The sequence below is a fragment of the Amycolatopsis sp. NPDC003865 genome (assembly GCF_053605345.1).
The window spans coordinates 92,213-117,693 of sequence record NZ_JBSGJA010000025.1 but is presented as its reverse complement, the minus strand read 5'-3'; the positions used below and the strand labels follow the sequence as shown (position 1 = coordinate 117,693).

Sequence of the window (25,481 nt, the reverse complement as noted above, 5' to 3'; positions counted from 1 at the left end):
ACCCGTTCGTAGGTAGTCACCGCTTCCCGGTGACCCATATCGTGATCGGACACGCCGCGTTCGCCCTCAACGACGATGGGAATCGGTATGTCCGGTCGCAGAAACCGCCTGTTCGGAACCCTTCTGGCGGCGGCCTTGGCCGTCCCGCTGCTCGTGTCGGCCCCCGCGCAGGGGGCGGTGCAGGCCGACACGTGCGCGGTGAAGCCACGCCCCGCGGGCAAAGTCCTCCAGGGGTACTGGGAGAACTGGGACGGCGCCGCGAACGGCGTCCACCCCGGCCTTGGCTGGATCCCGATCACCGACAGCCGCATGGCCCAGCACGGCTACAACGTGATCAACGCGGCCTTCCCGGTGATCCGCTCCGACGGGACGGTGCTGTGGGAGGACGGGATGGACGCCGGGGTCAAGGTGTCCACCCCTGCCGAGATGTGCGCCGCGAAGGCCGCGGGCGCGACGATCCTGCTGTCCATCGGCGGGGCGGCCGCCGGGATCGACCTGTCGTCGTCGGCGGTCGCGGACCGGTTCGTCGCCACGGTCGTGCCGATCCTGAAGCAGTACAACTTCGACGGGATCGACATCGACATCGAGACCGGGCTGACGAACAGCGGGAACATCAAGACGCTCTCGGCGTCGCAGGCCAACCTGATCCGCATCATCGACGGCGTGCTGGCGCAGATGCCGTCGGGCTTCGGGCTGACGATGGCGCCGGAGACCGCTTACGTGACCGGCGGCAGCATCACGTACGGCTCGATCTGGGGCGCGTACCTGCCGATCATCAAGAAGTACGCCGACAACGGCCGGCTGTGGTGGCTGAACATGCAGTACTACAACGGATCGATGTACGGCTGCTCCGGCGATTCCTACCAGGCCGGGACGGTGCAGGGCTTCACCGTGCAGACGCAGTGCCTGAACACCGGCCTGGTCGTGCAGGGGACGACGATCCGGGTGCCGTACGACAAGCAGGTCCCGGGCCTGCCGGCCCAGCCCGGCGCCGGCGGCGGGTACATGTCACCGAGCCTGGTTTCCCAGGCGTGGCGGTCGGTTCCCGGGCTGAAGGGCCTGATGGACTGGTCGGTCAACTGGGACGGCTCGAAGGGCTGGACGTTCGGCGACAACGTGAAGTCGTTGCAGGGCCGCTAGGAGTCGCCGGCCGGGATCGGGTCGTCGTACTCGCCCGAGGGGCCGGCGTAGGACTTGCCGTTCGGGAACGGCCACGGGTTCGGGACGCAGCCGTGCAGCCCGAGCGTCTGCTGCTCCATCACCGGCGCCGGCCGGCCCGCGCCCGGGCACAGCTCGTGGCCGTGGCCGAGCCGGTGCCCGGTCTCGTGGGTGACCATGTACTGGCGGTAGACGTCGAGCGGCGCGCCGTAGCCCGGCACGGCGTTGGCCCAGCGGGCGACGTTCAGCACGACGTTGCTGCCGTTGCGGCACGACGTGTAGCCGTCCGCGGTGCCGCCGCACAGCTTGTCGCGGCTGGCGGGGGTGGCCAGGTAGATGGTGAAGTCGGCGTCGTCGTCCGGGCCGACCTGCTGCAGCCGCCACTCGCCGCCGCCGGTCCAGCCGCGCGGGTCGCCGAGGATGCCGCGGATCTGCTTCGCGAAGGCGGCGGGGCCGACGCCGTCGATGTCGGTCTCGAGGGCGATCCGGTACCGCATGAGCTTGCCTTGGGTACCCGCGACCTCGTCGCTGCCGGGGGTGAACATCCACTGACCCGAGCCGGTGCGCGGGAAGGTGATGGCGACCTCGACGGGCGCGGCCTGGGTGACGGGCGCGGCTTCGGCGGGCGGCGGCGGAACGGAGGTGGCCTCCCCGATGGCCATGACGACCGGCCCGGCCGCGGGCGCGGCGACGGGCTGCTGCTCACAGGCGGTGAGGGCCACGGCCACCGCCCCGGCGAGCACGGCGGCAGCCGCGGCCCGTCTCGCGGTTTTGGGCATGGGTCCTCCCGGGTGCGCGGCTTTCACCGGGGAATACGGCCGGGAACCCGGAAAAGTTGCGGTGACGTCCGGTGCCGGAGCGTCACCGCAGCTCAGCCGCCGCGAATGTGACGAGGACCACTCAGGACAGGAACGTGCGCAGGACCTCGGTCACCTGGCGGATCTCCACCGTCCGGACGTTCTCCTGCTTCGTGTGCGCCAGTGTCGGGTTGCCCGGGCCGAAGTTCACCGCCGGCATGCCCAGTGCCGCGAAGCGGGCCACGTCCGTCCAGCCCAGCTTGGCCGCCGCGCGGCCGCCCGCCGCCGTCACCAGCTCGGCCGCCGCCGGGGCCGACAGGCCCGGGAGCGCGCCCGGTGACATGTCCACAACGGACAGTTCGGACCCGTCGAACACCTCGCGCACGTGGCGTTCCGCCGCTTCCGGCGTGCGGTCGGGCGCGAAGCGGAAGTTGACCGTCAGCACCGCCGAATCCGGGACCACGTTGCCCGCCACGCCGCCGCCGATCTTCGTCGCCTGGAGGCCCTCGCGGTAGGTCAGCCCGTCGATGTCGACGATCCGCGGCGCGTACTCCGCCAGCCGCCGCAGGGGCTCGGCCAGCGCGTGGATCGCGTTCTCCCCCATCCACGCCCGCGCGGTGTGCGCCCGCTTCCCCGAGAGCCGCAGCTCGACGCGCATGGTGCCCTGGCAGCCGGCCTCGATCACGCCGTTCGACGGCTCGCCGACGATCGCCAGGTCGCCCGCCAGCCAGTCCGGCAGCTCGCGCTCGATCCGGCCGAGGCCGTTCTTGACCGCTTCGACCTCTTCGTTGTCGTAGAAGACGAACGTGATGTCGTGCTTGGGCGAACGCAGCGTCGCCGCGAGGTGCAGGAAGACCGCGTCGCCGCCCTTCATGTCGACCGTGCCGAGGCCGTGCAGGACTTCGTCGTCGCCGGTGCCTTCGCGCCGCGAAGGCAAGTTGCCGTTCTCCGGCACGGTGTCCAGGTGCCCGGCGAGCACGACCCGCGACGCGCGGCCGAGGTTCGTGCGCGCCAGGACGGCGTCGCCGTTGCGGACCACTTCGAGGTGGGGTGCTTGCTCCTCGAGCGCTTTCTGCACCGCCGTCGCGATCTCGGCCTCCGAACCGGACACGCTGAAGGTGTCCACGAGCGCGGCGGTCAGGTCGACGGGGTCGGCGTGCAGGTCGAGGCTCATGCCCGGCACGCTACCGTGAGGGTGTGCGTACGTTCGGAGTCGCCGTGGGCGGCGCGGTGCTGGTCCTGGTCCTGTCCGGCTGCGGCGGCGAAGCGGGCCCGACGCCCAAGCAGGGCGGCGAGCCGGGCCCGGACGCGCTCCCGACGAAGCTGGACGCGCTGACCGTCGACCAGTGCTACGCGAGCCCGCGCACCCAGCTGCCGAAGGGCTGTGAGAAGTACGTCACGGAGGTCGGCAACGTTCCCGGCTCGGCCCGCAAGCGCGCGGACGACCGCGACCCGCAGCTGGTCGCCGAGGCGGACAAGCTCGACACCGCCGTGAAAGCCTTCCGGAGCGCGAGCTGCACGACGGTGCCCGATCCGGGCGGCCCCTGCACCCAGGCGCTCGTCGACATCGCCGGCGCGCTGACCGACCTGAAGAAGCAGGTGGCGGCGCGGCCCACGAGTGGTTGATCCGCGTCACTCGACTACCGTGTCGGGCGTGAGCGAGCAGAGCCCGAACCCCGAAACGACCGGCGCCAGCGGCGTCGGGCTGGCCACCGTCGCGACCGACGGGACGGTCCTCGACACCTGGTACCCGCACCCGAAGCTGATCGAGGGTGGTACCCCCGGCACCGAGCGCCTGAGCACCGAAGAAGCCACCGAGCTGCTCGGCGAAGCCGCCGCGGCGCTGCTCGGCCCGGACACCGACCGCGGGGTCGAGGTCGTCGCCGTCCGCACCACGATCGGCAAGCTGGCCGACTCGCCCGCGGACACCCACGACATGTACCTGCGGCTGCACCTGCTCTCCCACCGGCTGGTCCGCCCGCACGGCCAGAACCTCGACGGCATGTTCGGCCTGCTGGCCAACGTCGTGTGGACCAACCACGGCCCGTGCCCGGTCGAGGGATTCGAGACGACCCGGCTGCGGCTGCGCTCGCGGGGCGCGGTGACCGTCTACAGCGTCGACAAGTTCCCGCGGATGGTCGACTACGTCCTGCCGTCCGGGGTCCGGATCGGGGACGCGGACCGCGTCCGGCTCGGCGCGCACCTGGCGTCCGGCACGACCGTGATGCACGAGGGCTTCGTGAACTTCAACGCCGGCACGCTCGGCGCGTCGATGGTCGAGGGCCGGATCTCGGCCGGCGTGGTCGTCGGCGACGGCTCGGACGTCGGCGGCGGCGCGTCGATCATGGGCACGCTTTCCGGCGGCGGCAAGGAGACGATCTCGCTGGGCGAGCGCTGCCTGATCGGCGCGAACGGCGGGGTCGGGATCTCGCTGGGCGACGACACGGTCGTCGAGGCCGGCCTGTACGTCACGGCCGGGACGAAGGTCGTCGTCGAGGGCAAGGTCGTCAAGGCCCGCGAGCTCAACGGCATCTCGGGCGCGGTCTTCCGCCGCAACTCCGCGACCGGCGCGGTCGAGGTCGTGCCGCGGACCGGCGCCGGCGTCGAGCTGAACTCGATGCTGCACGCCAACGATTGAGCTTCGGAATTCACCTACCATTCATGGGGTGACCACCGAATCGTTGCCTCGTAGCCCGGCGGAACTGGGCCTGCCGGAGCTCCCGGTCGAGGTGGGCCCGGCGGATCCGGCGGTCCACCACGTGCGCGCCAAGCTCGACCGGGAGATCCGCGCCCTGCTCGCGTACGAACCCGGGACGCGCTCCGGCGCCGACCCCGAAGACCTGCACCAGATGCGCGTCGCCCTGCGGCGGATGCGCAGTGTGCTGAAGCTGTCGGGCCGGCTGGTCGGGGACGGCGCCGAGCCGGTGCGCGCGGAGCTGGGCTGGCTCGGGCAGTCGCTCGGCGAGGTGCGCGACCACGACGTCCTGATCGGGCACCTGCGCGAGGTCATCGCCGACTTCGAGGTCCGCGACCAGCCGGCCGGGCGCCGGCTGGTGTCCCGCTTCGTCACCGAGCGCGCGGCGGCGAAGCGGCGGCTGACGCGGGCGCTGTCGAGCGCCCGCTACTCGACGTTGCTGCAGGAGGTCAGCCTGCTGACCAGGGCGTCCGGCGAGCCGCCCGCCGAGCCGCACGACCTGGTGACCGGGCTGGCGAAGCCGCACCGCAAGCTGGCCAAGGCGGTCCGCGCGCTGCCGGCGGACCCGCCGGACGACGACCTGCACGCGCTGCGCATCCACGGCAAGAAGCTGCGCTACGCGGCGGAGCTGGCCCAGACCTCGGCGAAGAAGAAGCGCGCGAAGCGGATCAAGGCGCTGATCAAGGCGACGAAGGACTTCCAGACGGTGCTGGGCGACCACCAGGACGCGGTGATCGCGGCCGAGCGGATGCGCACGGTCCTGGCGACCGCCGACGGCGAGCTGGGGTTCGTCGCCGGCCGGATCGCCGAGCGTGAGCTGGCCCGCCGCGCCGAGGCCCGCGCAACCTGGCGCGCCGCCTGGGCCAAGGTCGACGCCGCCGCCAAGGCCCTGCACGCCTGACCCGGCCTTCAGGCCGTGATCGACCAGACGTACCCGTCCGGCCGGACCAGCACCTCGGCACCCGGCTTGACGTCGTAGGCCGCGTACGCGTGACCGCCCTCGTCGACCAGCGCACCCGGGACCGCGACGCTCCCCGCCGGCAGGATCCGGACGCCCTCCGAAGGCCCGTCACCGAACACCAGCCGGGTCGCGTGCGGGCCGCGGAACAGCTCGAACAGCCGGACCTTCGTGCCGTCCGCGGCGACCAGCGGCGAGTCCGGCGCCCGGTCACCCGGCCGCACCGCGCCCGTCCCGGCCGGGGACAGCGGGCCACCGCGGTAGCTGATGTCCAGCTGCTGCGTCTCCTCGCCGCGCCGGTGGGCGTCCTCGTCGCCGTCGACGTACTTCTGCATCAGCCCGGTCGAGACGCCCAGCACCCGCGCCGCCACCGTCCGGCGCTCGGCCTCGTAGCTGTCGAGCAGCTCGGGTGAGCCGTCCGCGAGCTTCCAGCCCAGGTTGTACGCGTCCTGGACGCCGGTGTTCAGGCCCTGCCCGCCGGTCGGCGGGTGGACGTGCGCCGAGTCGCCGGCCAGGAACACCCGGCCGTCGCGGAACCGCGCGGCCAGCCGGACGTTCGGCCGCCACACCGTCGACCACGCCAGGTCCGACAGCGTGATCCCGCCGCCGCTCAGCGCGTCGAGGCGGGCCTGGACCGCCGGCAACGCCGTCTCGGCGTCGAGGTCGCCGTCGCCCAGCGGCGAGCCGAACTGGAACCACGGCGTGCCCGGCAGCGGGCTGAACATCATGCCGCGCATCGGGTTTTCCGCGTCGCCGAACCAGTGCCCGTAGCCGCGGTCGAGGCCTTCGGCGTGGACGTCGCCGAGCAGCATCCGGATCGACTCGTCGGTGGTGCCCTCGAACGCGATGCCCAGAGCCTTGCGCACGAAGCTCTTGCCGCCGTCGGCGCCGACGAGGTACTCGGCCCGGACGGTCTCGCCGGTGCTCAGCGTGGCCGTGACGCCGTCGGGGTCCTGCTCGAACCCGGTCAGCCCGGTGTTCAGCTCGACGCGCACGCCGAACTCGGCCAGCCGGTCGCGCAGGATGCCCTCGGTCTGCGACTGGCCGAGGAACCAGCCGGTCGGGTACGGCTTGTCCGGCGTCGGCTCGACCGGGTCGAACATCATCCGCTCGCCGACGACCTCGCCGCCGACGTGGATCTGCATCGGCACCGGCGCGGCGCCCTGCGCGAGCACCGCGTCGAGCACGCCGAGGTCCTCGAAGACCTCCAGGGTCCGCGGCTGGAGCCCGTCGCCGCGCGAGCCGACGAAGAAGGTCTCGGCCTTGTCGACGATCCGCACGGCGACGTCGCGCCGCGCCAGCTCGATGGCCAGCGTCAGCCCGGTCGGCCCCGCCCCCGCGATCAACACCCGTGTGTCCACGTCGTCCTCCCAGTGAATTGAGATTCAGTGAATCTGAATTCAGAATGACACTGCTAGCGTCCCGCGTCAAGGAGGTGCCGGTGAACCGCAAGGAGAAGGCCGCGGAGACCGAGGCCGCGCTGAAGGCGGCCGCTCGGCGCGTGTTCGCGCGCAAGGGCTACCTGAACACCAAGATCACGGACATCACCGCCGAGGCGGGCCGGGCGGCGGGGTCGTTCTACAACCACTTCGCGGGCAAGGAAGAGCTGCTCGAGTCGCTCTTGGCCGACATCGCGGCGTCAGGTGACGAAAGCGCCCTGTCCGAAGGGCACCTGTCCGACTTCAGCGACCCGGCCGCGGTGCGCTGGCACGTGGCCCAGTACTGGGACTTCTACAAGGAGCACGCCTCGACGATGCAGGCGCTGCGCCAGGCGGCGATGGTGAACGAGGCGTTCGCCCGCACGATGGCGAGCTTCGGCGCGACCCAGGCGGCGGACCTGAACGGCCACCTCGCCCAGGTGACGGCGGCCGGCCTGCGGTTGCCGGCGAGCACCGAGCTGTCGATCGCGATGATGTACCAGCTGGTCGACAGCTTCGCGCAGATGTGGCTGCTCGACCCGGTACCGGCCGGGTGGACACCGCCGAGCGACGACGAAGCGATCGAGGCGTTGACGAGGTTCGTCTACCGGGGCTTCACGGGCCGGGACTACTGAGCGAGGCGCTCCACGGCGGCGTCGACGCGCTCGTCGGTCGCGGTCAGGGCGACGCGGACGTGCCGGCCGCCGGCCGGCCCGTAGAACGTGCCCGGCGCCACGAGGATCCCGCGGTCGGCCAGCCACTCGACCGTCGCCGGGGCGTCCTCGTCGCGGGTTGCCCACAGGTAGAGGCCCGCCTCGGAATGGTCGATGCGGAAACCGTTGTCCTGCAACGCCTTTCGCAGCGACAGCCGGCGCCGGGCGTACCGCTCGTGCTGGGCGGCCAGTGCCTCGTCGTCGGTCAGCGCGGCGACCATCGCCTCCTGGACCGGCCGCGGCACGATCATGCCCGCGTGCTTGCGGATTTCCAGCAGCTGCCGGATCAGCTTCGGGTCACCGGTCAGGAACCCCGCGCGGTAGCTGGCCAGGTTCGCCGACTTGGACAGCGAGTGCACCGCGATCAGGCCGTCCGTGCGGCCACCGCAGACGTCCGGGTGCAGGACCGACAGCGGTGAAGTCTCCCAGCCGAGCGCCAGGTAGCACTCGTCGGACACCACCACGACGTCGCGCTCGCGGGCCCACTCGACGACCTTGCGCAGGTGCTCCGCGGGGAGCACGCGACCGGTCGGGTTGGACGGCGAGTTCAGCCAGATCATCGCCGGCTTCTGCGGGCCGAGCGCGACCGTGCTGTCGGCGCGCAGGATCGACGCGCCCGCCAGCAGCGCCCCGACCTCGTACGTCGGGTAGGCCAGCTCCGGGATGACCACCAGGTCACCGGGGCCGAAGCCCAGCAGGCGCGGCAGCCAGGCCACGGCCTCCTTCGACCCGATCGTCGGCAGCACGGCGTCCGGCTCGATGCCGGTGACGCCGTGCCGGCGGCCGAGGGCGGCGATGGCCGCCGCGCGCAGGGCCGGGATGCCGTGCGTGGTCGGGTAGCCCGGGATCTCCGAGACCGACGCGAGCGCGTCGCGGATGCCGGCCGGGACCGGGTCGACCGGCGTGCCGATGGAGAGGTCGACCACCCCGCCGGGATGCGCCTGCGCCTTGGCCTTGACCTCGGCGAGCGAATCCCAGGGGAAGTCGGGCAGCGCGACCGGGCTCATTCGCCCTGCGGGGGCAGCGCCTTGATGAACGCCGGGTCGTGCGCGGTCTTGCCCACCTTGGAGGCGCCGCCGGGCGAGCCCAGCTCGTCGAAGAAGTCGACGTTGGCCTTGGTGTAGTCCGACCAGTTGTCCGGGACGTCGTCCTCGTAGTAGATCGCCTCGACCGGGCAGACCGGCTCGCAGGCGCCGCAGTCGACGCACTCGTCGGGGTGGATGTACAGCATCCGCTCGCCCTCGTAGATGCAGTCCACGGGGCACTCGTCGATACACGCCTTGTCGAGCACGTCGACGCAGGGCTCGGCGATCACGTAGGTCACTGCGCACTCCTGCTTTTCTCTGCAAACAGCCAGTCGTGGCCGACACTACGCGGTTCGGCCACCCGTTCGGTTGGTGAGGCAAGCCTTAGCCATACCCGGGGTATGGCGCTCACCTCTGCCGACGACGCGGGGGCGGGGTGGCCCGGGCGTCACCGGTGATGACGAAGCGGGGTTTCGGAGCTTCCCCTGCGTCACTCTCGGCCTTCTTCTCCCCCACGGCGCGGTTGAACCCCTCGGAGATCTCGTCGACGAGCTTCTCGTTGTGCCGCTCGTCCTTGCGCTGGATGCCCACGGCCACCTCCTCCTCGGGAAATGCGCTCCGCGCCGGTCACTGCCTCGGTCACAATCTAGTCGTGAACGCATGTGAAGCGCTCGAAATCGTCTGCAGCAGAGCATGGCCGCCACTGGTCGAGGAACCCCTGAAGGACTGGCGGCTGCGCTGGGCAGGGGGCTTCACCGGCCGCGCGAACAGCGCGCTCGCCGTCGGCGACCCCGGAACGCCGATTCCGGACGCCCTGCGCGCGGTGTGTGACTTCGCCCACGATCGGGGGATCCAGCCGATGGTGCAGGTGATCCGCGACAGCCCGACCGAGCAGGCGGTCGTCGGCGAAGGCTGGTTCCAGGCGACGCGGCACCACCGCGGCCACGAGGTCGTCGTGCTCACCACCCCGCTGACCGGCACGTCCCCGCTCGACGGCGTCGAGGTGCACGACGAGCCGACGCCGGAGTGGTGGCGGCTGACGCTCGGGCCCGGCGAGGACATCCCGGCCGCCCGCAGCGTCCTGACCGGCGGGAAGGTCGGCTACGGCGTCGCGACGCTCGACGGCGTTGCCGCCGGGGTCGTCCGCGGGGCCCTGGTCGACGGCTGGCTGCACGTCGGCCGCCTGGAGGTCGCCGCGGAGTTCCGGCGCCGCGGGCTCGCGAAAGCGCTGATGGGCGCGCTGCACGCGTGGGGCGCGGAACACGGGGCGGACCACGCGGTGTTGCAGGTGGCGGAGGGGAACGCGGGCGCGCTCGCGCTCTACGCGGGGCTCGGCTACGCCCCGCACCACAGATACCGGTACTGGGTGCCCGCACCCGGCTCGTGCGAGGATTCGACGTCGTGAAGATCGTGGTAGTGGTCGGCGGAGTGGGCGGGGCCCGCTTCCTGCTGGGTGTCAAGGCAGCGCTGGGCATGGCACCGGAAGGTGCTTCGGAGTCCGAGCACGAGGTGACGGCGCTGGTCAACACCGGCGACGACGTCTGGATGCACGGCCTGCGGATCTGTCCCGACCTGGACACCTGCATGTACACCCTGGGCGGCGGGATCGACTCCGAACGCGGCTGGGGGCACTCGGGCGAGACCTGGGTCGTCAAGGAGGAGCTGGCCGCCTACGGCGCCGAGCCGACCTGGTTCGGCCTCGGCGACAAGGACATCGCCACCCACCTCATCCGGTCGCGGATGCTGCGCGCGGGCTACCCGCTCTCGGCGGTGACCGAGGCCCTGTGCGACCGCTGGCAGCCCGGCGTCCGGCTGCTGCCGATGTCCGACGACCGCGTCGAGACGCACGTCGTGATCGACGACCCGGAGCAGGACGGCCAGCAGAAGGCGATCCACTTCCAGGAGTGGTGGGTGCGCTACCGCGCCGAGCCGAAGGCGCATTCGATCGTGGCGGTCGGGGCCGACGAGGCCAAGCCCGCGCCGGGCGTCCTCGACGCGATCAAGGAGGCGGACGCGGTGCTGTTCGCGCCGTCGAACCCGGTCGTCTCGGTCGGCACCGTGCTGGGCGTGCCGGGGGTCCGGGACGCGCTGCGCAAGACCTCGGCCGGGGTCGTCGGGGTGTCGCCGATCATCGGCGGCAAGGCGCTGCGCGGGATGGCCGACGCGTGCCTGACCGCGATCGGCGTCGAGACCTCGGCGGAGGCGGTGGGCCGGCACTACGGCTCGCGCAAGAGCGATGGCGTGCTCGACGGCTGGCTGATCGCCGAAGGCGAGACGGCGGACGTGCCGGGCGTGACCGTCCGCGACGTGCCGCTGCTGATGTCCGATGTGGACGCGACCGCGGCGATGGCCCGCACCGCCCTCGAGCTGGCTGGAGCCCCCGTTGCATGACCACGCTTCCCCCAAGCTGGAGATCCTGCCCGTCGCCGGGCTGCCGGAGTTCCGCCCCGGCGACGACCTGACCGGCGCGATCGTCAAGGCCGCGCCGTGGCTGCGCTCGGGTGACGTCCTGGTCGTGACCAGCAAGATCGTCTCGAAGGCCGAGGGCAGGCTCGTCAAGGTGCCCGCCGACCCCGAGACCCGCGACGCCGAACGCCGGAAGCTCGTCGAGCGCGAGGCGATCCGCGTGGTCGCGCGGATCGCGCGCACGGTGATCACGCAGAACCATCTGGGGATCGTGCAGGCGGCGTCGGGCATCGACGCGTCGAACGTCGAGGGCGACGAGGTCGCGCTGCTGCCCGCCGACCCGGACGCGTCGGCGCTGGCGCTGCGCAACGGCCTGCGCGAGCGGCTCGGCGTCGAGGTCGCCGTGGTCGTCACGGACACGATGGGCCGCGCGTGGCGGGTCGGGCAGACCGACGCCGCGATCGGCTCGTCCGGCCTGCGCGTGCTGCACGCCTACCGCGGCGAAGTCGACGGCCAGGGCAACGAGCTGGCCGTCACCGAGGTCGCGATCGCCGACGAGCTGGCCGCGGCCGCCGACCTGGTCAAGGGCAAGCTCGGCGGGACGCCGGTCGCCGTCGTGCGCGGGCTGGACCTCTTCGACGACGGCTCGACCGCGCGGAACCTGGTCCGCCCGCTGGAGGAGGACCTTTTCCGGCTGGGCACGAACGAAGCGATCGCGCAGGGCCGGCGGGCGGCCGTCCCGTCGCGGCGGTCGGTGCGGCAGTTCGCGGACGAGCCGGTGGACCCGGCCGCGATGCGCCGGGCGGTGGCGTCCGCGCTGACCGCGCCCGCGCCGCACCACACGCACCCGGTGCGGTTCGTCTGGCTGCGCGACGCCGGCCTGCGGCACAAGCTGCTCGACGCGATGCGCGAGTCGTGGCGGGCCGACCTCGAGTCCGACGAGTTCACGCCGGAGCAGATCGCGAAGCGGCTCAGCCGCGGCGACATCCTTTACCGGGCCCCGGAAGTCGTCATCCCGTTCCTGGTGCCGGACGGCGCGCACACCTACCGCGACGACCGCCGCAACGACTGCGAGAAGACGATGTTCACCGTCGCCGGCGGCGCCGCGGTGCAGGGCCTGCTGGTGTCGCTGGCGGCCGAAGGGCTCGGCTCGTGCTGGATCGGGTCGACGATCTTCGCCGCGGACGTCGTCCGGGACGTCCTGGGCCTCGACGAACGCTGGCGGCCGCTGGGGTCGGTCGCGATCGGTGTCCCGCTGTCGGATCCCGGCCCGCGCGGGCCGATCACGCCCGGAGAGGGGCTGCTGGAGCTGTGAGCCTGCACGCGGACGCCGTCGCGACGCTGGGTTCGTGGCGGCCATCGGTTGCTTCACAGGAGTCGCTGCGGCAGGCGTTCCTCGGGTTCCTCGCGGCGCGCGAGGACAGCTGTCAACGGTCGTGCGCGGCCGGGCACCTCACGGCTTCGGCGGTGGTACTGGACCACACCGGGACGCGGGTGCTGCTGACCCTGCACCCGCGGGTCGGCCGGTGGCTGCAGCTCGGCGGGCACTGCGAACCCGCGGACGCTTCGCTGGCCGACGCCGCGCTGCGGGAGGCGACCGAGGAGTCCGGCATGACGGGGCTGCGGATCGCTCCCGAGCCGGTGCACCTCGACGTCCACCCGATCACGTGCTCGCTCGGCGTGCCGACGCGGCACTTCGACGTCCGGTTCGCGGTGCACGCGCCGGAAGGTGCTTCGCCGGTGCGCAGCGACGAGTCCGACGACCTGCGGTGGTGGCCGGTGGACGCGCTGCCGCCGGGGTCGGCAGATCTCGCCGATCTGGTGAAAGCGGCCGTTCCTGTCGGTGCCGGGCACTAGCCTGGGACGCGGACAGGGAGGGACCACATGGCCACGCAGTTCCCCGAAAGGGTGCACTACCACTCCGGTGGCGGCGGTGACACCGGCGTGTTCGGGTACATCGTGCTCGGATTGATCGTCCTCGGGATCATCGTGTTCGTCATCGCGGTGATCGTCCGGGTGTCGAAGATGCGCCGGGAAGAGGCGATGAAGAACGCCGGGCAGTTCCCGCCGCCGCAGCAAGGTTTCCCACCGCAGCAGGGATTCCCGCCGCAACAGGGGTTCACGCAGCCGTACCCGCCGCAGCCCGGTTTCGCGCCGCAGCAGCAGGGTTTCCCGCAGCAGCCCGCGTACCCGCCTTCGCAGCCGATGCCCCAGCAGCAGTACGCGCCGCCGGGGCCGTACGGGCACCAGCCGCCGGGCCCGGGAGCGGGTCCGCAGAGCTGGTGATCATCCCCTTCGACAGCGCTTCCCCGGTCCCGCCGTTCGAGCAGGTGCGGTCCGGGTTCGCGACGCGGATCAACGACCGGAGCCTGCCGGTCGGCACGAAGCTGCCCACGGTCCGCGCCCTGGCTGCCGACCTGGGCATCGCGCCGAACACGGTGGCCCGCGCGTACCGCGAACTGGAGGAGGCCGGGCTGATCGAGACGCGCGGCCGGGCGGGCAGCTTCGTCGCGGCGGCGGGCGACCAGAGCCGTCGCCGCGCCCAGCAGGCCGCGGCCGGCTACGCGGACCTCACCCGTAAGCTCGGCCTCGACGACGCCGAGGCGCTGGCCATCATCCGCGCCGCACTCGACGAAGGAAGGGGCTGACCGTGGGCGTGAGCGTACTGACGCTGCTGACCCTCCTGGTACCGATCGCGCTGGTCGTGACGGTGGTGGTGCTGGTGCTCAGGATGAACAAGCCGAAGCAGCCGCCGTACCCGCCGCAGCAGTACCCGGGTTACCCGCCCCAGCAGGGCTACCCGGGCCAGCAGCCCGGCTACCCGCCGCCGGGTTATCCGCAGCAGCCGGGTTACCCGCCGCAGCAAGGCTTTCCGCCTCAGCAGGGTGGCTATCCCGGCCAGCAGCAGCCGGGTTACCCGCCCCAGCAAGGCTTTCCGCCCCAGCAGGGCGGCTACCCCGGCCAGCAACCGCCCTACCCGCCCCAGCAGTAGGCCGGTGTCGTCGCGCGGCAAGCTTCCCGCCCGGCGGGGTGAACGCTCGCGCGGCCCGCTCGCTTTCGGCCGGCGGTGCCGAAGGCGTGGTCACATCGCGCGGTAGTCGCGCAGCTCGATGCGCGGCCCGAACCGCGGCCGGCGGTGCCCCGCCGCCTCCAGGTACCGCACCGCCCGCTGCCGCTGCGGCGCGTACGGCGCCAGGATCTCCGCCATGCCCGCGTCGTCGAGTTTCGTGCCCAGCACGGCGTTCCCCACCATCGACGGGATGTTGTAGTCGCCGAAGCTGACCGCGTCCGGGTCGCCCCACGCCCGCTGCGCGACCTCGGCCGCCGTCCACACCCCGATGCCCGGCACGTGCCGCAGCAGGTGCCGCCCCGGCTGCCCGCGCAGCTCGACCGCGCGCTCCAGGTGCCCCGCCATGCGCGCCGCGTTCAGCAACGCCGTGCGCCGCTTGATGTCGACACCCGCGCGGTGCCAGTGCCAGTCCGGGAGCGACCGCAGCGCCACCGGCGTCGGCGGCACGCGCAGGCGCTCCGGCCCCGGCCCGGGTGCCGGCTCGCCGAAGCGGCGGCACAGCTCGGCCCACGACCGGATCGCCTCCTTGCCGGTCACCTTCTGCTCCAGCACCGCCAGCACCAGCCAGTCCCACACGACACCCGTCGACCCCAGCCGCAGCCCCGGGTTCTCGCGGCGGGCGCGTGCGACGACATCGTGGTGGGCGACGAACTCCGAATCGTCGTCGTCCGCTCCCAGCAGCGCCGGGACGCCGGTGAGCAGCCGGTCCGCGCCGTCGCCCCAGGCGGCGGCCTCGATGCGGCCGTCGGTCAGCTTGCGCAGCGCCAGGGTGCCCGGGCCGTCCGGCGTGTTCGACGCGAGCCACGTGATGCCGCGCTCGTCGGTGAGGATGTTGAGCGACCCGCGCCCGCGCTTGAGCGGACTCAGGACACTGCCCAAGTCGACCTCGAACGCCGGACGCCAGAACATCGCTACGCGTCGCTCGAGAAGCGGACGGACCCGTCGGGCAGCACGGTGTCCGGCCAGATCCGGGCCCCGTCCAGGAGCTCGCAGCCGGCACCGACGGACACGCCGTCGCCCAGCACCACGCCGCGCAGCACCGCACCGGCGCCGACGCGCGCGCCGTGCCCGAGCACCGAGCGCTCGACGATCGCGCCTTCGGAGACGGCGGCGCCGTCGAACAGCACCGAGCCGTCGATCTTCGCGCCGGAACCGACGACCGCGCCGCCGCCGATGGTCGAACCACCGCAGAGGTGGGCGTCTTCGGCGACGGAAGCGCCGTCGAGCACCAGGAAGTCACCGGGCCGCCCGGGCAGCGCCGACGTCGGCGCGACACCGCGCACGAGGTCCGCCGACCCGCGCACGAACGCTTCCGGCGTGCCGACGTCCAGCCAGTAGGAGGCGTCGACGAAGCCGTGGATGTGCGCGCCCTGCTCCAGCAGCTGCGGGAACGTCTCGCGCTCGACCGACACGCGGCGCCCGGCGGGGATGGCCTCGATCACCGGACGGCGGAAGACGTAGCAGCCGGCGTTGATCTGGTCGGTCGGCGGGTTCGGCGTCTTCTCGAGGAACGCCTGGACGCGGCCGGTTTCGTCGGTCGGCACCGAGCCGAACCGGCTCGGGTCGGGCACGCGCTGGAGGTGCAGCGTGACGTCGGCCTCGGACTCGCGGTGCACGCGCAGCTGCTCGCCGAGGTCGGAGCCGGAGATGATGTCGCCGTTGAAGACGATCACGTGGTCGGCGCGCAGCTTGTCGTAGACGTTCCGGATCGCGCCCGCGGTGTCGAGCGGCTCCTCCTCGACGACGTACTCGAGGTCCAGACCGATCGACTTGCCGTCGCCGAAGTACTCCTCGAACACCTCCGCACGGTAGCTCGTGCCCAGCACGACGTGCCGGATCCCGGCCTCCCGGATGCGGGAGAACAGGTGGCTCAGGTAGGGCGTCCCGGCTGTCGGGAGCATCGGCTTCGGTGCCGAAAGGGTCAGTGGCCGCAGGCGCGTGCCCTTGCCTCCGACCAGCACGACGGCGTCGATCTCGACCTCGGACGTCACGGAAATCTCCTCTTGTATCACGCACCGCTGAGCGACAAGCCGCGGGAAACCCTGACGGAGGTCGCCCGGAGGGCCTACCCTAGACAGGAAACAGGCGGGCCTTTCCCCAGAGGGCCCCGGGTCAGTCGGGAGGCCGAGGGGATGGACCCCCGCGATCGGGCGGACGCCCTGCTCGCACGAGCCCAGGCGCGCGGTGTGTTCGTCGTGACACCCGACAGCGCGACGTCACCGATGGACTCGTCGAACACCCAGCAGATACCCCGGGCGCAGATCGACGGGCTCGACCGCAGCCAGGACCCCGACACGACCACGCAGCTGCCGGCGTCGCTGATCGAGGAGAACGACCACCCGCTGGCCGGCGCGGCGCCGACGCGGCGCCTGGAGGGCCGGGGCGGCCGCCGCCCGCAGGCGACGACGCCGTTGAGCACGCCGTCGCAGACGACCCCGCTGCCTTCGCCGCCGATCACCACGCCGCTCGCGCGCCGGCCACAGGCCGAGCCGATCACGAGCCCGCTGAAGGAGCCGGATCCGGAGGACACCGGCCTGGTGCCGACGGTGACGCAGACGAACGGCAAGTCCGACCTTTCGCGCCGGCTCGACGGGATCTAGCGGGTCTCGAGCTTCAGCCGCACGGCGAGGCCGAGCTTCGCCAGCGCGAGCACCGGCTTCCAGACGAGGCCCGGGTGGCGGTCGGCGAGGTAGCGGTAGGCGCTGTCGTGGTGGGCCTTGAGCATCTTCTCCGACGCCTGCGACGTCGAGTGGCCGCCTTCGTGGGTGACGCTCGCACTCGGTGCGTAGACGTTCAGCCAGCCGGCCTTCGCGAGCCGGTCGCCGAGGTCGACGTCCTCGAAGTACATGAAGTAGCGCGTGTCGAAGCCGCCGACGGAGTCGAACGCCTCCCGGCGGATCAGCTGGCAGGAGCCGGACAGCCAGCCCGACGTGCGTTCGACGGGGGTTCCGGTTTCCTGGCGGTACTGCTTGGTCCAGGGGTTCCCGGGCCAGATCTTCGCGAAGACGGCGTGCCCGATCCCGCGCCCGAAGGAGGGCAGCAGACGGGCGGAGGGGTAGACGGTGCCGTCGAGATCGTGGATGAGCGGCCCGAAGGCCCCACCCCGCGGCCACCGGCTCGCGACTTCGAGCAGGGCATCGAGCGACCCGGGCTCCCATTCGAGGTCCGGGTTGACGACGACGACCCAGCCGTAGCGGTCGTCGAGCTCGGCGGCCCCCCGGTTGGCGGCGGCCCCGTAGCCGACGTTCTCGCCGATGCTGAGCAGCTGCACGTTCTTCCGCTTGGCGGTGACCTTTTCGAGGGCGCCTTCGACGGAGGCGTTGTCGGCGACGACCACCTTGACCTCGCGCTCGGTGGCCTTCTCGAGGGTGTCGAGGAAGCGCTCGATGGTGTCCTCGGAGAAGTAGGTCACGGTCACGACGCCGACTTCGTCGCCATAGCGGGGGTGCTCAGTCACCCGGCCATTGTCCACCGGTCACGGACCGCGACCCCGCCACCCCACCGGGCGTGGTCAGCGGGTCCTGAGGTGCCGCGACCAAGCCTTGGCGTAAGCCTCCCGATGCCGCTCGGCGGTCGTGGCCCACGAGAACTCCTTGGCCCGCTGCTGGGCCGCCGTGGCCAGCTCCGCCCGCCGCCCCGGGTCCGCGAGCAGCTCCGACAACCCCGCCGCGACATCCCCCGCACCGACACCGCAGTACGCCACCGCGTCGCCGCCCACCTCGGGCAGCGACAACCGCCGCGTGGTCAACACGCAAGCCCCGCAAGCCATCGCTTCCAGCACCGGCAGCCCGAACCCCTCGCCCAGCGACGGGTAAGCCACCAGCTCCGCCCCGCCGAGGAACCCCGCGAGTGTCCCGAAGGGCAGATATCCTGCCCGAATGACGCGAAGCCGGTGCGGGACGGCGTCCAGCGCCCGCTCCACCTGCGTGTCCCAGCCCGGCTGTCCCGCCAGCACCAGCGCCGGCGCGTCGCGCCTGCCCGCCACCGCCCGCGCGAACCCCCGGATCAGCGCCGGCACGTTCTTGCGCGGCTCCAGCGCCCCCAGGAACGCCACGTACGGCGTACGCCCGAGGCCTACCGCCGAACGAGCGGCCGCGACCTCTTCCGGTGACGGTGGGTGAAAGCGCTCGCTGTCGACGCCGTGGTGAATCACTTCCAGGGAGGCGTGCCGGACCGGGCCCACGCGGGCCAGCTCCGCCGCCGTCGCCGCCGACGGGACCACGCACAGCGTCGCGCGGCGCAACGCCGTCGCCGTCCACGCCCGGAAGAACCGCGCCTTCACCGACGAATGCAGCACGGCGTCGGTGAAGAAGGTCGCGTCGTGGAGCGTGACGACCGATGCCGCCGACGTGGCCAGCGGCATCGTGTAGTGCGGCGAGTGGACGACGTCCGCGCCGAGGCGGCGCACCAACCGGGGCAGGGTCGCCTGCTCCCAGGTCAGCCGCGCGGTGCGGGTGGTCGTCGACGGCGACGCCGCCACGACGCGCGAGCGCGGCGCCAGCCGAACGTAAAGCTGCAGGTCCCGGGGCTGGCACACGACCGTGAGCCGCGCCCCGTCCGCGTCCAGCGCGGTGACGAGCGAATCCACGTACCGGCCGACCCCGCCGCGGTCCGCGGGAACCGCGGTCGCGTCGATCAGCACCCGGGGATCATCGCTCACCCCTGCAGGGTACGGCGGTGACCCCGCGTCATGGTGGGGAACTGGCAAACCGGTCAGCCGGGAGCCCGGACGTGGATCGCCCAGACGGCTTCCGCCGCGCGACGCCAGGTGAACGTCCGCGCGCGCTCGCGACCTGATCGAGTGAGGTCGGCCGCCACGGAGGGTGAACCGAGCACCTCTCGCAACGCCGCGGTCAACGCCCTCGCGTCGCCGCGCGGGACCGTGATCCCCGCGCCGCCCGCCACCTCGGCCAGCGCCGGGACGTCGGTGTGCACCACCGGGACCCCGGCCGCCATCGCCTCGAGCAGCCCCATCCCGAAGCCCTCCGCCAGGCTCGGCACGGCCAGGACGCTCGCCCGGCGCAACGCCGTCGCCAGCTCGGCGTCCGACACCTTCCCCAGCATGCGCAGCCGGTCCGCGGGCAGGCCGCGGTCGGCCGCCAGCGCGGCCGGGTCGATGCCGCCCCAGCCGGGCTGCCCGGCGAGCACCAGCACCACGCCGTCGAGCGCCGCGACCGCGTCGACCAGGACGTCGATCCCCTTGCGCGGCTCGATCGTCCCGACGGCCAGTACGTACCGCGCCGGCAGGTCCAGCGGCGCCGACCCGGCCGGGATCCGCACGCCGTGCGGCACCACGCGCACCGGGACGTCGACGTCGATCAGCACCGCCAGCTCGTCGGCGACCGCCCGCGTCGGCACCACCAGCCCGGACGCCCGCCGCGCGGCCCGCGCGATCATCGACCGGTGCCAGCTGACCCCGCGCGCGGTGAGCGTCTCCGGGTGGGTCCAGGGCACGGTGTCGTGCACGGTGACGCTCAACGTCTTCCCGGCCGGCGCGCGCGGCGGCGCGAACGGCGTCGGCGCGTGCACCGCGTCGCCGCCCGGCCACCAGCGCAGGCCCAGCTGCCACGCGGCGACCAGCGCCCGCGGCGGGACCCGCAGCACCCGGGGGCCCTCGACGCCGTCCAGCCGGGCGGCGCTCACATCGGCGTGTCGCGCGACGACGCTGGAGACCGTCCAGCCCTTCGGCGCGGTCTGCGCGAGGGCGGGCAGCAGCTCGGCCGTGTAGCGCCCGGTGCCACCGGGCACGGGCGCGAGGAGCTGCTCGGCGAGCACGACCAGTTCGGGCACGCGGCTATTGTGCGGGACGTGACCGCGAATCCCGCCACCACGGTGGTCGTCGTGACCTGGCGGGGTGCCGGGCACGTCACCGCCTGCCTCGACGCGCTCGCCGCGCAGACGCGTCCACATCGGACGCTCGTGGTGGACAACGCCTCCGACGACGGCACCGCCGCCCTGCTCGCGGCCCATCCTTCGCACCCGCAAGTAATTCGCCTGTCCAGCAACACGGGGTACGCGGGCGCGCTCGCCGTCGCCGCGAAACGCGTCGAGACGCCGCTGATGGCGTGGCTGAACGACGACGCCGAGCCCGAGCCGGACTGGCTCGCGACGCTCGAGGACACCCTGGAAAAAGCGCCGCTGGCCGGCGCGGCGACGTCGCTGCTGGTGCGGGCCGACGGCACCACGCAGTCCGCCGGCGTCCGGCTGACCGCCGACGGCCACGGCGCCGACCTCACCGAGCCCGCCGCCGAGGTGTTCGGCTTCTGCGGCGGCGCGGCGCTCCTGCGGGCGGACGTGCTGAAGAGCGTGCACGGCGTCCCGGCGAGCTTCTTCTGCTACTACGAGGACACCGACACGGCGTGGCGGCTGCGGCTGGCCGGCTGGGACGTCGTCGCGGCGCCCGAAGCCCGCGTCCGGCACGCCCACGGCGTCAGCAGCGAGCTGGGCTCGCCGCTGTTCCACCGCTGGAACGAGCGCAACCGGCTGCTCATGCTGCTGCGCTGCGCGCCCCGCGAAGTCGCGGTGAACCAGCTGCTCAGGTTCGCCGTGTTGACAGCGGTGCTGCCGCTGCGCCCCGGGCGGCCCGTGGCGCCGAACTTCCGGTTCGGCCTGCGCTGCCGCGTCCTGGCCGAGGTGATCACGCGGCTGCCCGCGACGCTGGCGGCCCGCCGCCGGATCGGCCGGGCGGCCGCGCTCGGCCGAGGCGCGGTCTGGGACGCTTGGGCCGGCCTTTAAGCTGGCGCTCGATCCCGACGAAGGAGCAGGCTTTGGCGCAGGGGGAACCGCAACCGCTCGTCTCCGTGATCGTGGTGAACTACCGCGGCGCCGACGACACGATCACCTGCCTGCGCGCGCTCGCCGAGCACGACTACCCCGAGCTCGAGCTCATCTGCGTGGACAACTCCGTCGACTCCGGCGAAGCCACGCGAATCCGCGAAGCCGTCCCGCAGGCCACCGTCGTCGAAGCCGGGCGCAACACCGGGTTCGCCGGCGGCTGCAACCTCGGCGCGAAGCACGCGAAGGGCACCGTCCTCGGCTTCCTCAACAACGACGCCCGCCCGGCCCCCGGCTGGGTCGCCGCCGCGGTCGCCGAGCTGCGCGCACAGCCCCGCGTCGCCGCCGTGGCCAGCAAGGTCCTCGACTGGGACGGCACCGGCACCGACTTCGTCGACGGCGGCCTGACCTGGTTCGGCATGGGCTACAAGCGCCACGCGGGCTCGCCTCTGGCCGACGTCCCGGCCGCCGAGCACGAGGTCGCGAAGGACGTCCTGTTCGGCACCGGCTCGGCGATGTTCGTCCGCGCTTCGGTGTTCGCCGAGCTGGGCGGCTTCGACGAGCGGTTCTTCATGTTCTACGAGGACGTCGACCTCGGCTGGCGGCTCAACCTGCGCGGCTGGCGCGTCCGGTACGTGCCGGAGTCGCTGACGTACCACCGCCACCACGGCACGATGGCCGCGGTCGACACGCCGGAAACCGGCCGCGAGACCTTCCTCCTGGAGCGCAACGCCCTCGCCGCGCTCTACAAGAACCTCTCCGACGAGACGCTCGCCCGCGCGCTGCCCGCGGCGCTCGCCCTGGCCGTCCGCCGGGCGACGGCGCGCGGCGAGCTGGACGCGACCCAGCTGGACCTCGAACAGGGCGTCGGCCCGATCGAGCCGGGTGACGTCGCCATCCCGCGGACCACGCTCGCCGGGCTGCTCGCGATCGACCAGTTCGTCGAGCAGCTGCCGTCGCTGGCCGAGTCGCGGGCGGTCGAACAGGCCGCGCGCGTCCGCACCGACGCCGACCTGCTTCCCTTGCTGCGCAAGGCGTTGGAGCCCGCGTACCCGCTGCCGCGCTACCTCGCCGCGCACGACATCCTCGTCGAGGCGTTCGGCATCGAGAAGGCCTTCGGGCAGCGTCGCAAGATCCTCGTGATCACCGGCGACGCCCTCACCGAGCGGATGGCCGGCCCGGCGATCCGCGCCTGGAACATCGCGCTGGCGCTGTCCGCCGAGCACGACGTCCACCTGATCACCACCAACCCGCTCGCCACGCCGCCGCCCGCGCCGTTCCGCGTCAGCGCGGGCAAGCACCGCGAGCTGGAAGCCCCGATCGCCTGGGCCGACGTCGTCGTCCTGCAGGGCCACGTGCTGGAGCTGGCGCCGTCGCTGAAGAAGGAGCACAGCGGCAAGATCGTCGTGGCCGACCTCTACGACCCGATGCACCTGGAGCTGCTGGAGCAGGGCAAGGGCGTCGCCGACGACCGGCGCGCCGCCGACCTCGCCGGCGTCACCCGCGTGCTCGACGCCCAGATCGAGCGCGGCGACTTCTTCCTCTGCGCGTCCGAACGCCAGCGGCACCTGTGGCTCGGCCACCTCGCCGCGCTGGGCCGGCTTTCCCCGCGGCTCTACGACGCCGACCCGACGACGCAGTCGCTGCTCGCGGTCGTCCCCTTCGGACTGTCGCCGCAGGCGCCGGTGCGCACCGGGCCCGGGCTGCGCTCGTCACTGGGCATCGGCGGCACCGACCACGTGATCCTGTGGGCCGGCGGGGTCTACAGCTGGTTCGACCCGCTGACGCTGATCCGCGCGATGGACGAGCTGCGCCGCCGCCGCGCCGACGTACGGCTGGTGTTCCTCGGCATGAAGCACCCGAACCCCGAGGTCGCCGAGATGGACATCGGCACGCGCACGATCCGGCTCGCGGATTCGCTGGGGCTGACCGGGAAGCACGTCTACTTCAACGAGCAGTGGGTGCCCTACCACGAGCGCCAGAACTGGCTGCTGGACGCGAACTGCGGCGTCACCACGCACTACGAGCACGTCGAGACGACGTTCGCGTTCCGCACCCGGGTGCTCGACTACCTGTGGGCCGGGCTGCCGATCGTCACCACCGACGGCGACTCGTTCGCCGACCTCGTGCGGGCCGAACGGCTGGGGGTCGTCGTGCCGGCCGAGGACGCCTCCGCGCTGGCGGACGCGCTCGAGAAGTGCATGTACGACGAGGAGTTCGCCGCGGGCTGCGTCGAGCGGATCGCCGCGGTCGCGCAGCGGTACACCTGGCCGGAGGCGCTGAAGCCGCTGGTGGAGTTCTGCCGCGACCCGCGCCCGGCGGCCGACCGGCTGCCGGGGTCGGCGGACCTGACGACGACGGCGCCGGTGCGCGGCCGGGCGATGGTCCGCCGCGACGTCGACCTGGTGCGGGAGTACCTGGCGGCCGGCGGCGCGTCCGAGCTGGCGCGGCGCGTCGGCGGCCGGGTGCTGAAGGTCGCGAAGCAACGGCTGCGCCGTGGCTAGGTCCCTGAGCGTCCTCCTCGACGGCACGCCGCTGCTCGGCGCGCGCACCGGGATCGGCCGGTACACGGCCGCGCTGAGCGAAGAGCTGGTGTCGATCCCCGAGGTGGACACGCGCGCGGTGGCGTTCACGCTGCGCGGCTGGCGCCGGCTGCGGCACGTGCTCCCGTACGGCGCCCGGGCACGCGGGATGCCGGTGGCGGCGCGGCTGCTGCGGGCGGCGTGGCTGCGCTCGGACTTCCCGCCGGTGGAGCTGTTCGCCGGCCCGACGGACGTCGTGCACGGCACGAACTTCGTGCTGCCGGGCCGCTTCCGCGCGGCGGGCGTGGTGACGATCCACGACCTGGCCTTTTTGGACAATCCCGCGGAACTGGCCCCGAGCGACCGCGGCCTGCCGGAGCTGGTCCGCCGCGGCGCGCGCCGCGCGAACGTGATCTGCACGCCGACGGCGGCGGTGGCCGACTCGGTGGCGGAGCGCCTGGACGTCTCCCGCGACAAGATCGTGGTGACCCCGCTGGGGGTGAACCCGGCGTGGTTCACGGCACGCCCGCCGGACGACGAGCGCCGCGCGCGGCTCGGGCTGCCGGCGCGGTACTTGCTGTTCGCGGGGGCGGCGGGCCCGCGCAAGGGCTTGGACTGGCTGACCCGCGCGCACGAAGCCGCACCGGACCTGCCGGACCTGGTGTTCGCCGGCCCGGGCCCGTTCCCGCGGTCACCCCGGACGACGCAGACGGGCTATCTGTCCGATGTGGACCTGCGCACGGTGGTGGCGGGAGCGTCGGCACTGGTGCTGCCGTCCCGCGACGAGGGGTTCGGGCTGCCGGTGCTGGAGGCGATGGCGTCGGACGTCCCGGTGGTGTGCACGGACATCCCGGCGTTGCGCGAAGTGGCGGGCGACTGCGCGAGCCTGGTCCCGTACGGAGACGTGGACGGGTTGGCGGAGGCGTTGCGAACGGCGGTGACGGACCCGCACGCGGTGGCGACATCGGCGTCGAGGCGCGCGCACGCGGCGAACTTCACGTGGCGGACCTGCGCCGAGCTGACCGTCGGCGCCTACCGGATGGCCTCAGGCCGTCACTGAGCCTTGAAGTAAGCGGCCAGGGCCTCTTCCCACGGGCGCATCGGGGTCAGCCAGGCTTCCTTCCACGAGGCCGGTGACAGCACCGAGTACGCCGGGCGCGTAGCCGCCTGCGGGTACTCCGCCGACGTGCACGGCTTCACCCGCGACGGATCCGCGCCCAGGTGCTTGAAGATCGCCTTGGCGAACCCGCACCAGCTCACCGCGCCCGCGTTCGTGCAGTGCAGGATCCGCCGCTCCGGCCCGTCCCCGGCGGCCACCCGCGAAGCCAGCTCGAGCAGCCCCGCGGCCAGGTCGGCAGTCCACGTAGGACCACCGACCTGATCGTCCACAACGGACAGCTCAGGCCGGGAAGCCTCCAGCCGCGCCATGGTCTTCACGAAGTTCGAGCCCGACTTGCCGTACAGCCACCCGGTCCGCACGACCCACGAAGAAGCCCCGGACCCGAGCACGGCGTCCTCACCGGCGGCCTTGGTCCGGCCGTAAGCCGACCGCGGGCCCAGCTCGTCCGAAGGCTCGTAAGGCGAAGAAGCGTCCCCGGCGAAGACGTAGTCCGTCGACACGTGGATCAGCGGCACCCGCCGGGAAGCGCACGCCGCCGCCAGGACCCGCGGGCCGTCCGCGTTCACCGCGAACGCGCGCTCCTCGTCCGTCTCGGCCTTGTCGACCGCCGTGTACGCCGCCGCGTTGACCACCACCGGGGACGAGCCGTTCTCCCGCGCCCGGTCGGCCAGCGCGCCGACCGCGGCCAGTACCTGTCCCGTCGAAGTCACGTCCAGCTCGGCCGAACCGGGCGCGACGACGTCGACACCGGGCGCGGCCAGCGCGGCCAGGTCGCGGCCGAGCTGCCCGGAACCCCCGGGCACCAGCACCGTCAGCGGCACGAAA

Annotated in this window: 28 protein-coding genes; 16 read left to right on the top strand and 12 right to left on the bottom strand. The window is 72.9% G+C overall.

Features of this window, described 5'->3' with window-relative positions; translation table 11 throughout:
* The first annotated feature begins 87 nt into the window (after positions 1–87).
* Entirely contained in the window at positions 88–1,140 is a 1,053-nt protein-coding gene (locus ACWEVP_RS41535; RefSeq protein ID WP_452068076.1) for a chitinase, read from the top strand.
* On the opposite strand, the gene ACWEVP_RS41530 is transcribed toward ACWEVP_RS41535, so the two are convergent.
* Positions 1,137–1,937, bottom strand: coding sequence for a DUF3152 domain-containing protein (locus tag ACWEVP_RS41530; protein ID WP_452068075.1), 801 nt, complete (start codon positions 1,935–1,937; stop codon positions 1,137–1,139). The two genes, ACWEVP_RS41535 and ACWEVP_RS41530, sit on opposite strands and share 4 nt — an antisense overlap.
* Before the next feature lie 121 nt (positions 1,938–2,058).
* A complete protein-coding gene (dapE, locus tag ACWEVP_RS41525; RefSeq protein WP_452068074.1) occupies positions 2,059–3,129 on the bottom strand; it encodes a succinyl-diaminopimelate desuccinylase in 1,071 nt (356 codons plus the stop codon).
* A 44-nt stretch (positions 3,130–3,173) separates the two neighbouring features.
* Between dapE and ACWEVP_RS41520 the strand changes: the two genes are divergently transcribed.
* From ACWEVP_RS41520 to ACWEVP_RS41510, 3 genes are read left to right on the top strand one after another with little or no spacing between them, the layout of a single operon-like run.
* Positions 3,174–3,581, top strand: a complete 408-nt coding sequence (locus ACWEVP_RS41520; protein ID WP_452068105.1) for a hypothetical protein — start codon at positions 3,174–3,176, stop codon at positions 3,579–3,581.
* A gap of 28 nt (positions 3,582–3,609) precedes the next feature.
* A complete protein-coding gene (gene dapD, locus ACWEVP_RS41515; RefSeq protein ID WP_452068073.1) occupies positions 3,610–4,593 on the top strand; it encodes a 2,3,4,5-tetrahydropyridine-2,6-dicarboxylate N-succinyltransferase in 984 nt (327 codons plus the stop codon).
* A gap of 28 nt (positions 4,594–4,621) precedes the next feature.
* Positions 4,622–5,551 carry a CHAD domain-containing protein gene (locus ACWEVP_RS41510; protein ID WP_452068072.1) on the top strand — a complete coding sequence of 310 codons (930 nt, stop codon included), beginning with the start codon at positions 4,622–4,624 and terminating at the stop codon, positions 5,549–5,551.
* 8 nt (positions 5,552–5,559) lie between these two features.
* Here ACWEVP_RS41510 and ACWEVP_RS41505 read toward each other — a convergent pair whose 3' ends face one another.
* Entirely contained in the window at positions 5,560–6,969 is a 1,410-nt protein-coding gene (locus tag ACWEVP_RS41505) for an FAD-dependent monooxygenase (protein ID WP_452068071.1), read from the bottom strand.
* Positions 6,970–7,013: 44 nt separating this feature from the next.
* On the opposite strand from ACWEVP_RS41505, the gene ACWEVP_RS41500 reads away from it, so the two are divergent.
* Complete coding sequence (locus ACWEVP_RS41500) at positions 7,014–7,661, top strand: TetR/AcrR family transcriptional regulator (protein ID WP_452068070.1); 648 nt, start codon at positions 7,014–7,016, stop codon at positions 7,659–7,661.
* On the opposite strand, the gene dapC is transcribed toward ACWEVP_RS41500, so the two are convergent.
* The 3 genes from dapC to ACWEVP_RS41485 form a co-directional block, all read right to left on the bottom strand.
* Positions 7,655–8,746, bottom strand: coding sequence for a succinyldiaminopimelate transaminase (dapC, locus tag ACWEVP_RS41495; protein ID WP_452068069.1), 1,092 nt, complete (start codon positions 8,744–8,746; stop codon positions 7,655–7,657). The two genes, ACWEVP_RS41500 and dapC, sit on opposite strands and share 7 nt — an antisense overlap.
* Entirely contained in the window at positions 8,743–9,063 is a 321-nt protein-coding gene (gene fdxA, locus ACWEVP_RS41490) for a ferredoxin (protein WP_003083029.1), read from the bottom strand. Before fdxA ends, dapC begins: the two co-directional genes overlap by 4 nt.
* Before the next feature lie 109 nt (positions 9,064–9,172).
* Complete coding sequence (locus ACWEVP_RS41485) at positions 9,173–9,355, bottom strand: hypothetical protein (protein WP_452068068.1); 183 nt, start codon at positions 9,353–9,355, stop codon at positions 9,173–9,175.
* A 61-nt stretch (positions 9,356–9,416) separates the two neighbouring features.
* Between ACWEVP_RS41485 and ACWEVP_RS41480 the strand changes: the two genes are divergently transcribed.
* Genes ACWEVP_RS41480 through ACWEVP_RS41450 form a run of 7 tightly spaced genes read left to right on the top strand, consistent with a single transcriptional unit; the run spans position 9,417 to position 14,162 of the window.
* Positions 9,417–10,169, top strand: a complete 753-nt coding sequence (locus tag ACWEVP_RS41480; RefSeq protein ID WP_452068067.1) for a GNAT family N-acetyltransferase — start codon at positions 9,417–9,419, stop codon at positions 10,167–10,169.
* Positions 10,166–11,155, top strand: a complete 990-nt coding sequence (gene cofD, locus ACWEVP_RS41475; RefSeq protein WP_452068066.1) for a 2-phospho-L-lactate transferase — start codon at positions 10,166–10,168, stop codon at positions 11,153–11,155. Before ACWEVP_RS41480 ends, cofD begins: the two co-directional genes overlap by 4 nt.
* The gene (locus tag ACWEVP_RS41470; protein WP_452068065.1) at positions 11,091–12,485 is read left to right on the top strand and encodes a coenzyme F420-0:L-glutamate ligase; all 1,395 of its coding nucleotides are present in this window, start codon (positions 11,091–11,093) and stop codon (positions 12,483–12,485) included. The genes cofD and ACWEVP_RS41470 overlap by 65 nt, the downstream gene beginning before the upstream one ends.
* Positions 12,482–13,027, top strand: coding sequence for an NUDIX hydrolase (locus ACWEVP_RS41465; protein ID WP_452068064.1), 546 nt, complete (start codon positions 12,482–12,484; stop codon positions 13,025–13,027). Before ACWEVP_RS41470 ends, ACWEVP_RS41465 begins: the two co-directional genes overlap by 4 nt.
* A 27-nt stretch (positions 13,028–13,054) precedes the next feature.
* The gene (locus ACWEVP_RS41460) at positions 13,055–13,456 is read left to right on the top strand and encodes a hypothetical protein (protein WP_452068063.1); all 402 of its coding nucleotides are present in this window, start codon (positions 13,055–13,057) and stop codon (positions 13,454–13,456) included.
* Positions 13,453–13,818 carry a GntR family transcriptional regulator gene (locus ACWEVP_RS41455; protein ID WP_452068062.1) on the top strand — a complete coding sequence of 122 codons (366 nt, stop codon included), beginning with the start codon at positions 13,453–13,455 and terminating at the stop codon, positions 13,816–13,818. The genes ACWEVP_RS41460 and ACWEVP_RS41455 overlap by 4 nt, the downstream gene beginning before the upstream one ends.
* A gap of 2 nt (positions 13,819–13,820) precedes the next feature.
* Complete coding sequence (locus tag ACWEVP_RS41450; protein WP_452068061.1) at positions 13,821–14,162, top strand: hypothetical protein; 342 nt, start codon at positions 13,821–13,823, stop codon at positions 14,160–14,162.
* 90 nt (positions 14,163–14,252) lie between these two features.
* Here the strand turns inward: ACWEVP_RS41450 and ACWEVP_RS41445 are convergent, their stop codons facing one another.
* Complete coding sequence (locus ACWEVP_RS41445; RefSeq protein ID WP_452068060.1) at positions 14,253–15,149, bottom strand: DNA-3-methyladenine glycosylase family protein; 897 nt, start codon at positions 15,147–15,149, stop codon at positions 14,253–14,255.
* A gap of 2 nt (positions 15,150–15,151) precedes the next feature.
* A complete protein-coding gene (locus tag ACWEVP_RS41440) occupies positions 15,152–16,231 on the bottom strand; it encodes a sugar phosphate nucleotidyltransferase (RefSeq protein ID WP_452068059.1) in 1,080 nt (359 codons plus the stop codon).
* A gap of 141 nt (positions 16,232–16,372) precedes the next feature.
* On the opposite strand from ACWEVP_RS41440, the gene ACWEVP_RS41435 reads away from it, so the two are divergent.
* The gene (locus tag ACWEVP_RS41435) at positions 16,373–16,840 is read left to right on the top strand and encodes a hypothetical protein (RefSeq protein ID WP_452068058.1); all 468 of its coding nucleotides are present in this window, start codon (positions 16,373–16,375) and stop codon (positions 16,838–16,840) included.
* On the opposite strand, the gene ACWEVP_RS41430 is transcribed toward ACWEVP_RS41435, so the two are convergent.
* The 3 genes from ACWEVP_RS41430 to ACWEVP_RS41420 all read right to left on the bottom strand — a co-directional run bounded on the left by ACWEVP_RS41430 (position 16,837) and on the right by ACWEVP_RS41420 (position 20,030).
* Positions 16,837–17,697 (bottom strand): glycosyltransferase family 2 protein, encoded by an 861-nt coding sequence (locus ACWEVP_RS41430; protein WP_452068057.1) that lies wholly within the window; start codon positions 17,695–17,697, stop codon positions 16,837–16,839. The genes ACWEVP_RS41435 and ACWEVP_RS41430 overlap by 4 nt on opposite strands.
* A 54-nt stretch (positions 17,698–17,751) precedes the next feature.
* The gene (locus tag ACWEVP_RS41425; protein ID WP_452068104.1) at positions 17,752–18,882 is read right to left on the bottom strand and encodes a glycosyltransferase family 4 protein; all 1,131 of its coding nucleotides are present in this window, start codon (positions 18,880–18,882) and stop codon (positions 17,752–17,754) included.
* 71 nt (positions 18,883–18,953) lie between these two features.
* Positions 18,954–20,030 carry a glycosyltransferase family 4 protein gene (locus tag ACWEVP_RS41420; protein ID WP_452068056.1) on the bottom strand — a complete coding sequence of 359 codons (1,077 nt, stop codon included), beginning with the start codon at positions 20,028–20,030 and terminating at the stop codon, positions 18,954–18,956.
* Between the two features lie 9 nt (positions 20,031–20,039).
* On the opposite strand from ACWEVP_RS41420, the gene ACWEVP_RS41415 reads away from it, so the two are divergent.
* From ACWEVP_RS41415 to ACWEVP_RS41405, 3 genes are read left to right on the top strand one after another with little or no spacing between them, the layout of a single operon-like run.
* Positions 20,040–20,975 (top strand): glycosyltransferase family 2 protein, encoded by a 936-nt coding sequence (locus ACWEVP_RS41415; RefSeq protein ID WP_452068055.1) that lies wholly within the window; start codon positions 20,040–20,042, stop codon positions 20,973–20,975.
* A gap of 32 nt (positions 20,976–21,007) precedes the next feature.
* On the top strand, positions 21,008–23,518 hold the full coding sequence (locus tag ACWEVP_RS41410) for a glycosyltransferase (RefSeq protein ID WP_452068054.1): 2,511 nt from the start codon (positions 21,008–21,010) through the stop codon (positions 23,516–23,518).
* The gene (locus ACWEVP_RS41405; RefSeq protein WP_452068053.1) at positions 23,511–24,596 is read left to right on the top strand and encodes a glycosyltransferase family 4 protein; all 1,086 of its coding nucleotides are present in this window, start codon (positions 23,511–23,513) and stop codon (positions 24,594–24,596) included. Before ACWEVP_RS41410 ends, ACWEVP_RS41405 begins: the two co-directional genes overlap by 8 nt.
* Here the strand turns inward: ACWEVP_RS41405 and rfbD are convergent.
* Positions 24,590–25,477: a dTDP-4-dehydrorhamnose reductase gene (rfbD, locus tag ACWEVP_RS41400; protein ID WP_452068052.1), complete on the bottom strand. Its 888-nt coding sequence runs from the start codon at positions 25,475–25,477 to the stop codon at positions 24,590–24,592. The genes ACWEVP_RS41405 and rfbD overlap by 7 nt on opposite strands.
* Between the last annotated feature and the right edge of the window lie 4 nt (positions 25,478–25,481).

What these genes read in the sequence shown, in the direction of transcription:
- ACWEVP_RS41535 (WP_452068076.1), top strand. Translation starts at nt 88, where the DNA reads ATGTCCGGTCGCAGAAACCGCCTGTTCGGAACCCTTCTGGCGGCGGCC.
- ACWEVP_RS41530 (WP_452068075.1), bottom strand. Translation starts at nt 1,937, where the DNA reads ATGCCCAAAACCGCGAGACGGGCCGCGGCTGCCGCCGTGCTCGCCGGG.
- dapE (WP_452068074.1), bottom strand. Translation starts at nt 3,129, where the DNA reads ATGAGCCTCGACCTGCACGCCGACCCCGTCGACCTGACCGCCGCGCTC.
- ACWEVP_RS41500 (WP_452068070.1), top strand. Translation starts at nt 7,014, where the DNA reads ATGACACTGCTAGCGTCCCGCGTCAAGGAGGTGCCGGTGAACCGCAAG.
- dapC (WP_452068069.1), bottom strand. Translation starts at nt 8,746, where the DNA reads ATGAGCCCGGTCGCGCTGCCCGACTTCCCCTGGGATTCGCTCGCCGAG.
- ACWEVP_RS41470 (WP_452068065.1), top strand. Translation starts at nt 11,091, where the DNA reads ATGTGGACGCGACCGCGGCGATGGCCCGCACCGCCCTCGAGCTGGCTG.
- ACWEVP_RS41460 (WP_452068063.1), top strand. Translation starts at nt 13,055, where the DNA reads ATGGCCACGCAGTTCCCCGAAAGGGTGCACTACCACTCCGGTGGCGGC.
- ACWEVP_RS41445 (WP_452068060.1), bottom strand. Translation starts at nt 15,149, where the DNA reads ATGTTCTGGCGTCCGGCGTTCGAGGTCGACTTGGGCAGTGTCCTGAGT.
- ACWEVP_RS41435 (WP_452068058.1), top strand. Translation starts at nt 16,373, where the DNA reads ATGGACCCCCGCGATCGGGCGGACGCCCTGCTCGCACGAGCCCAGGCG.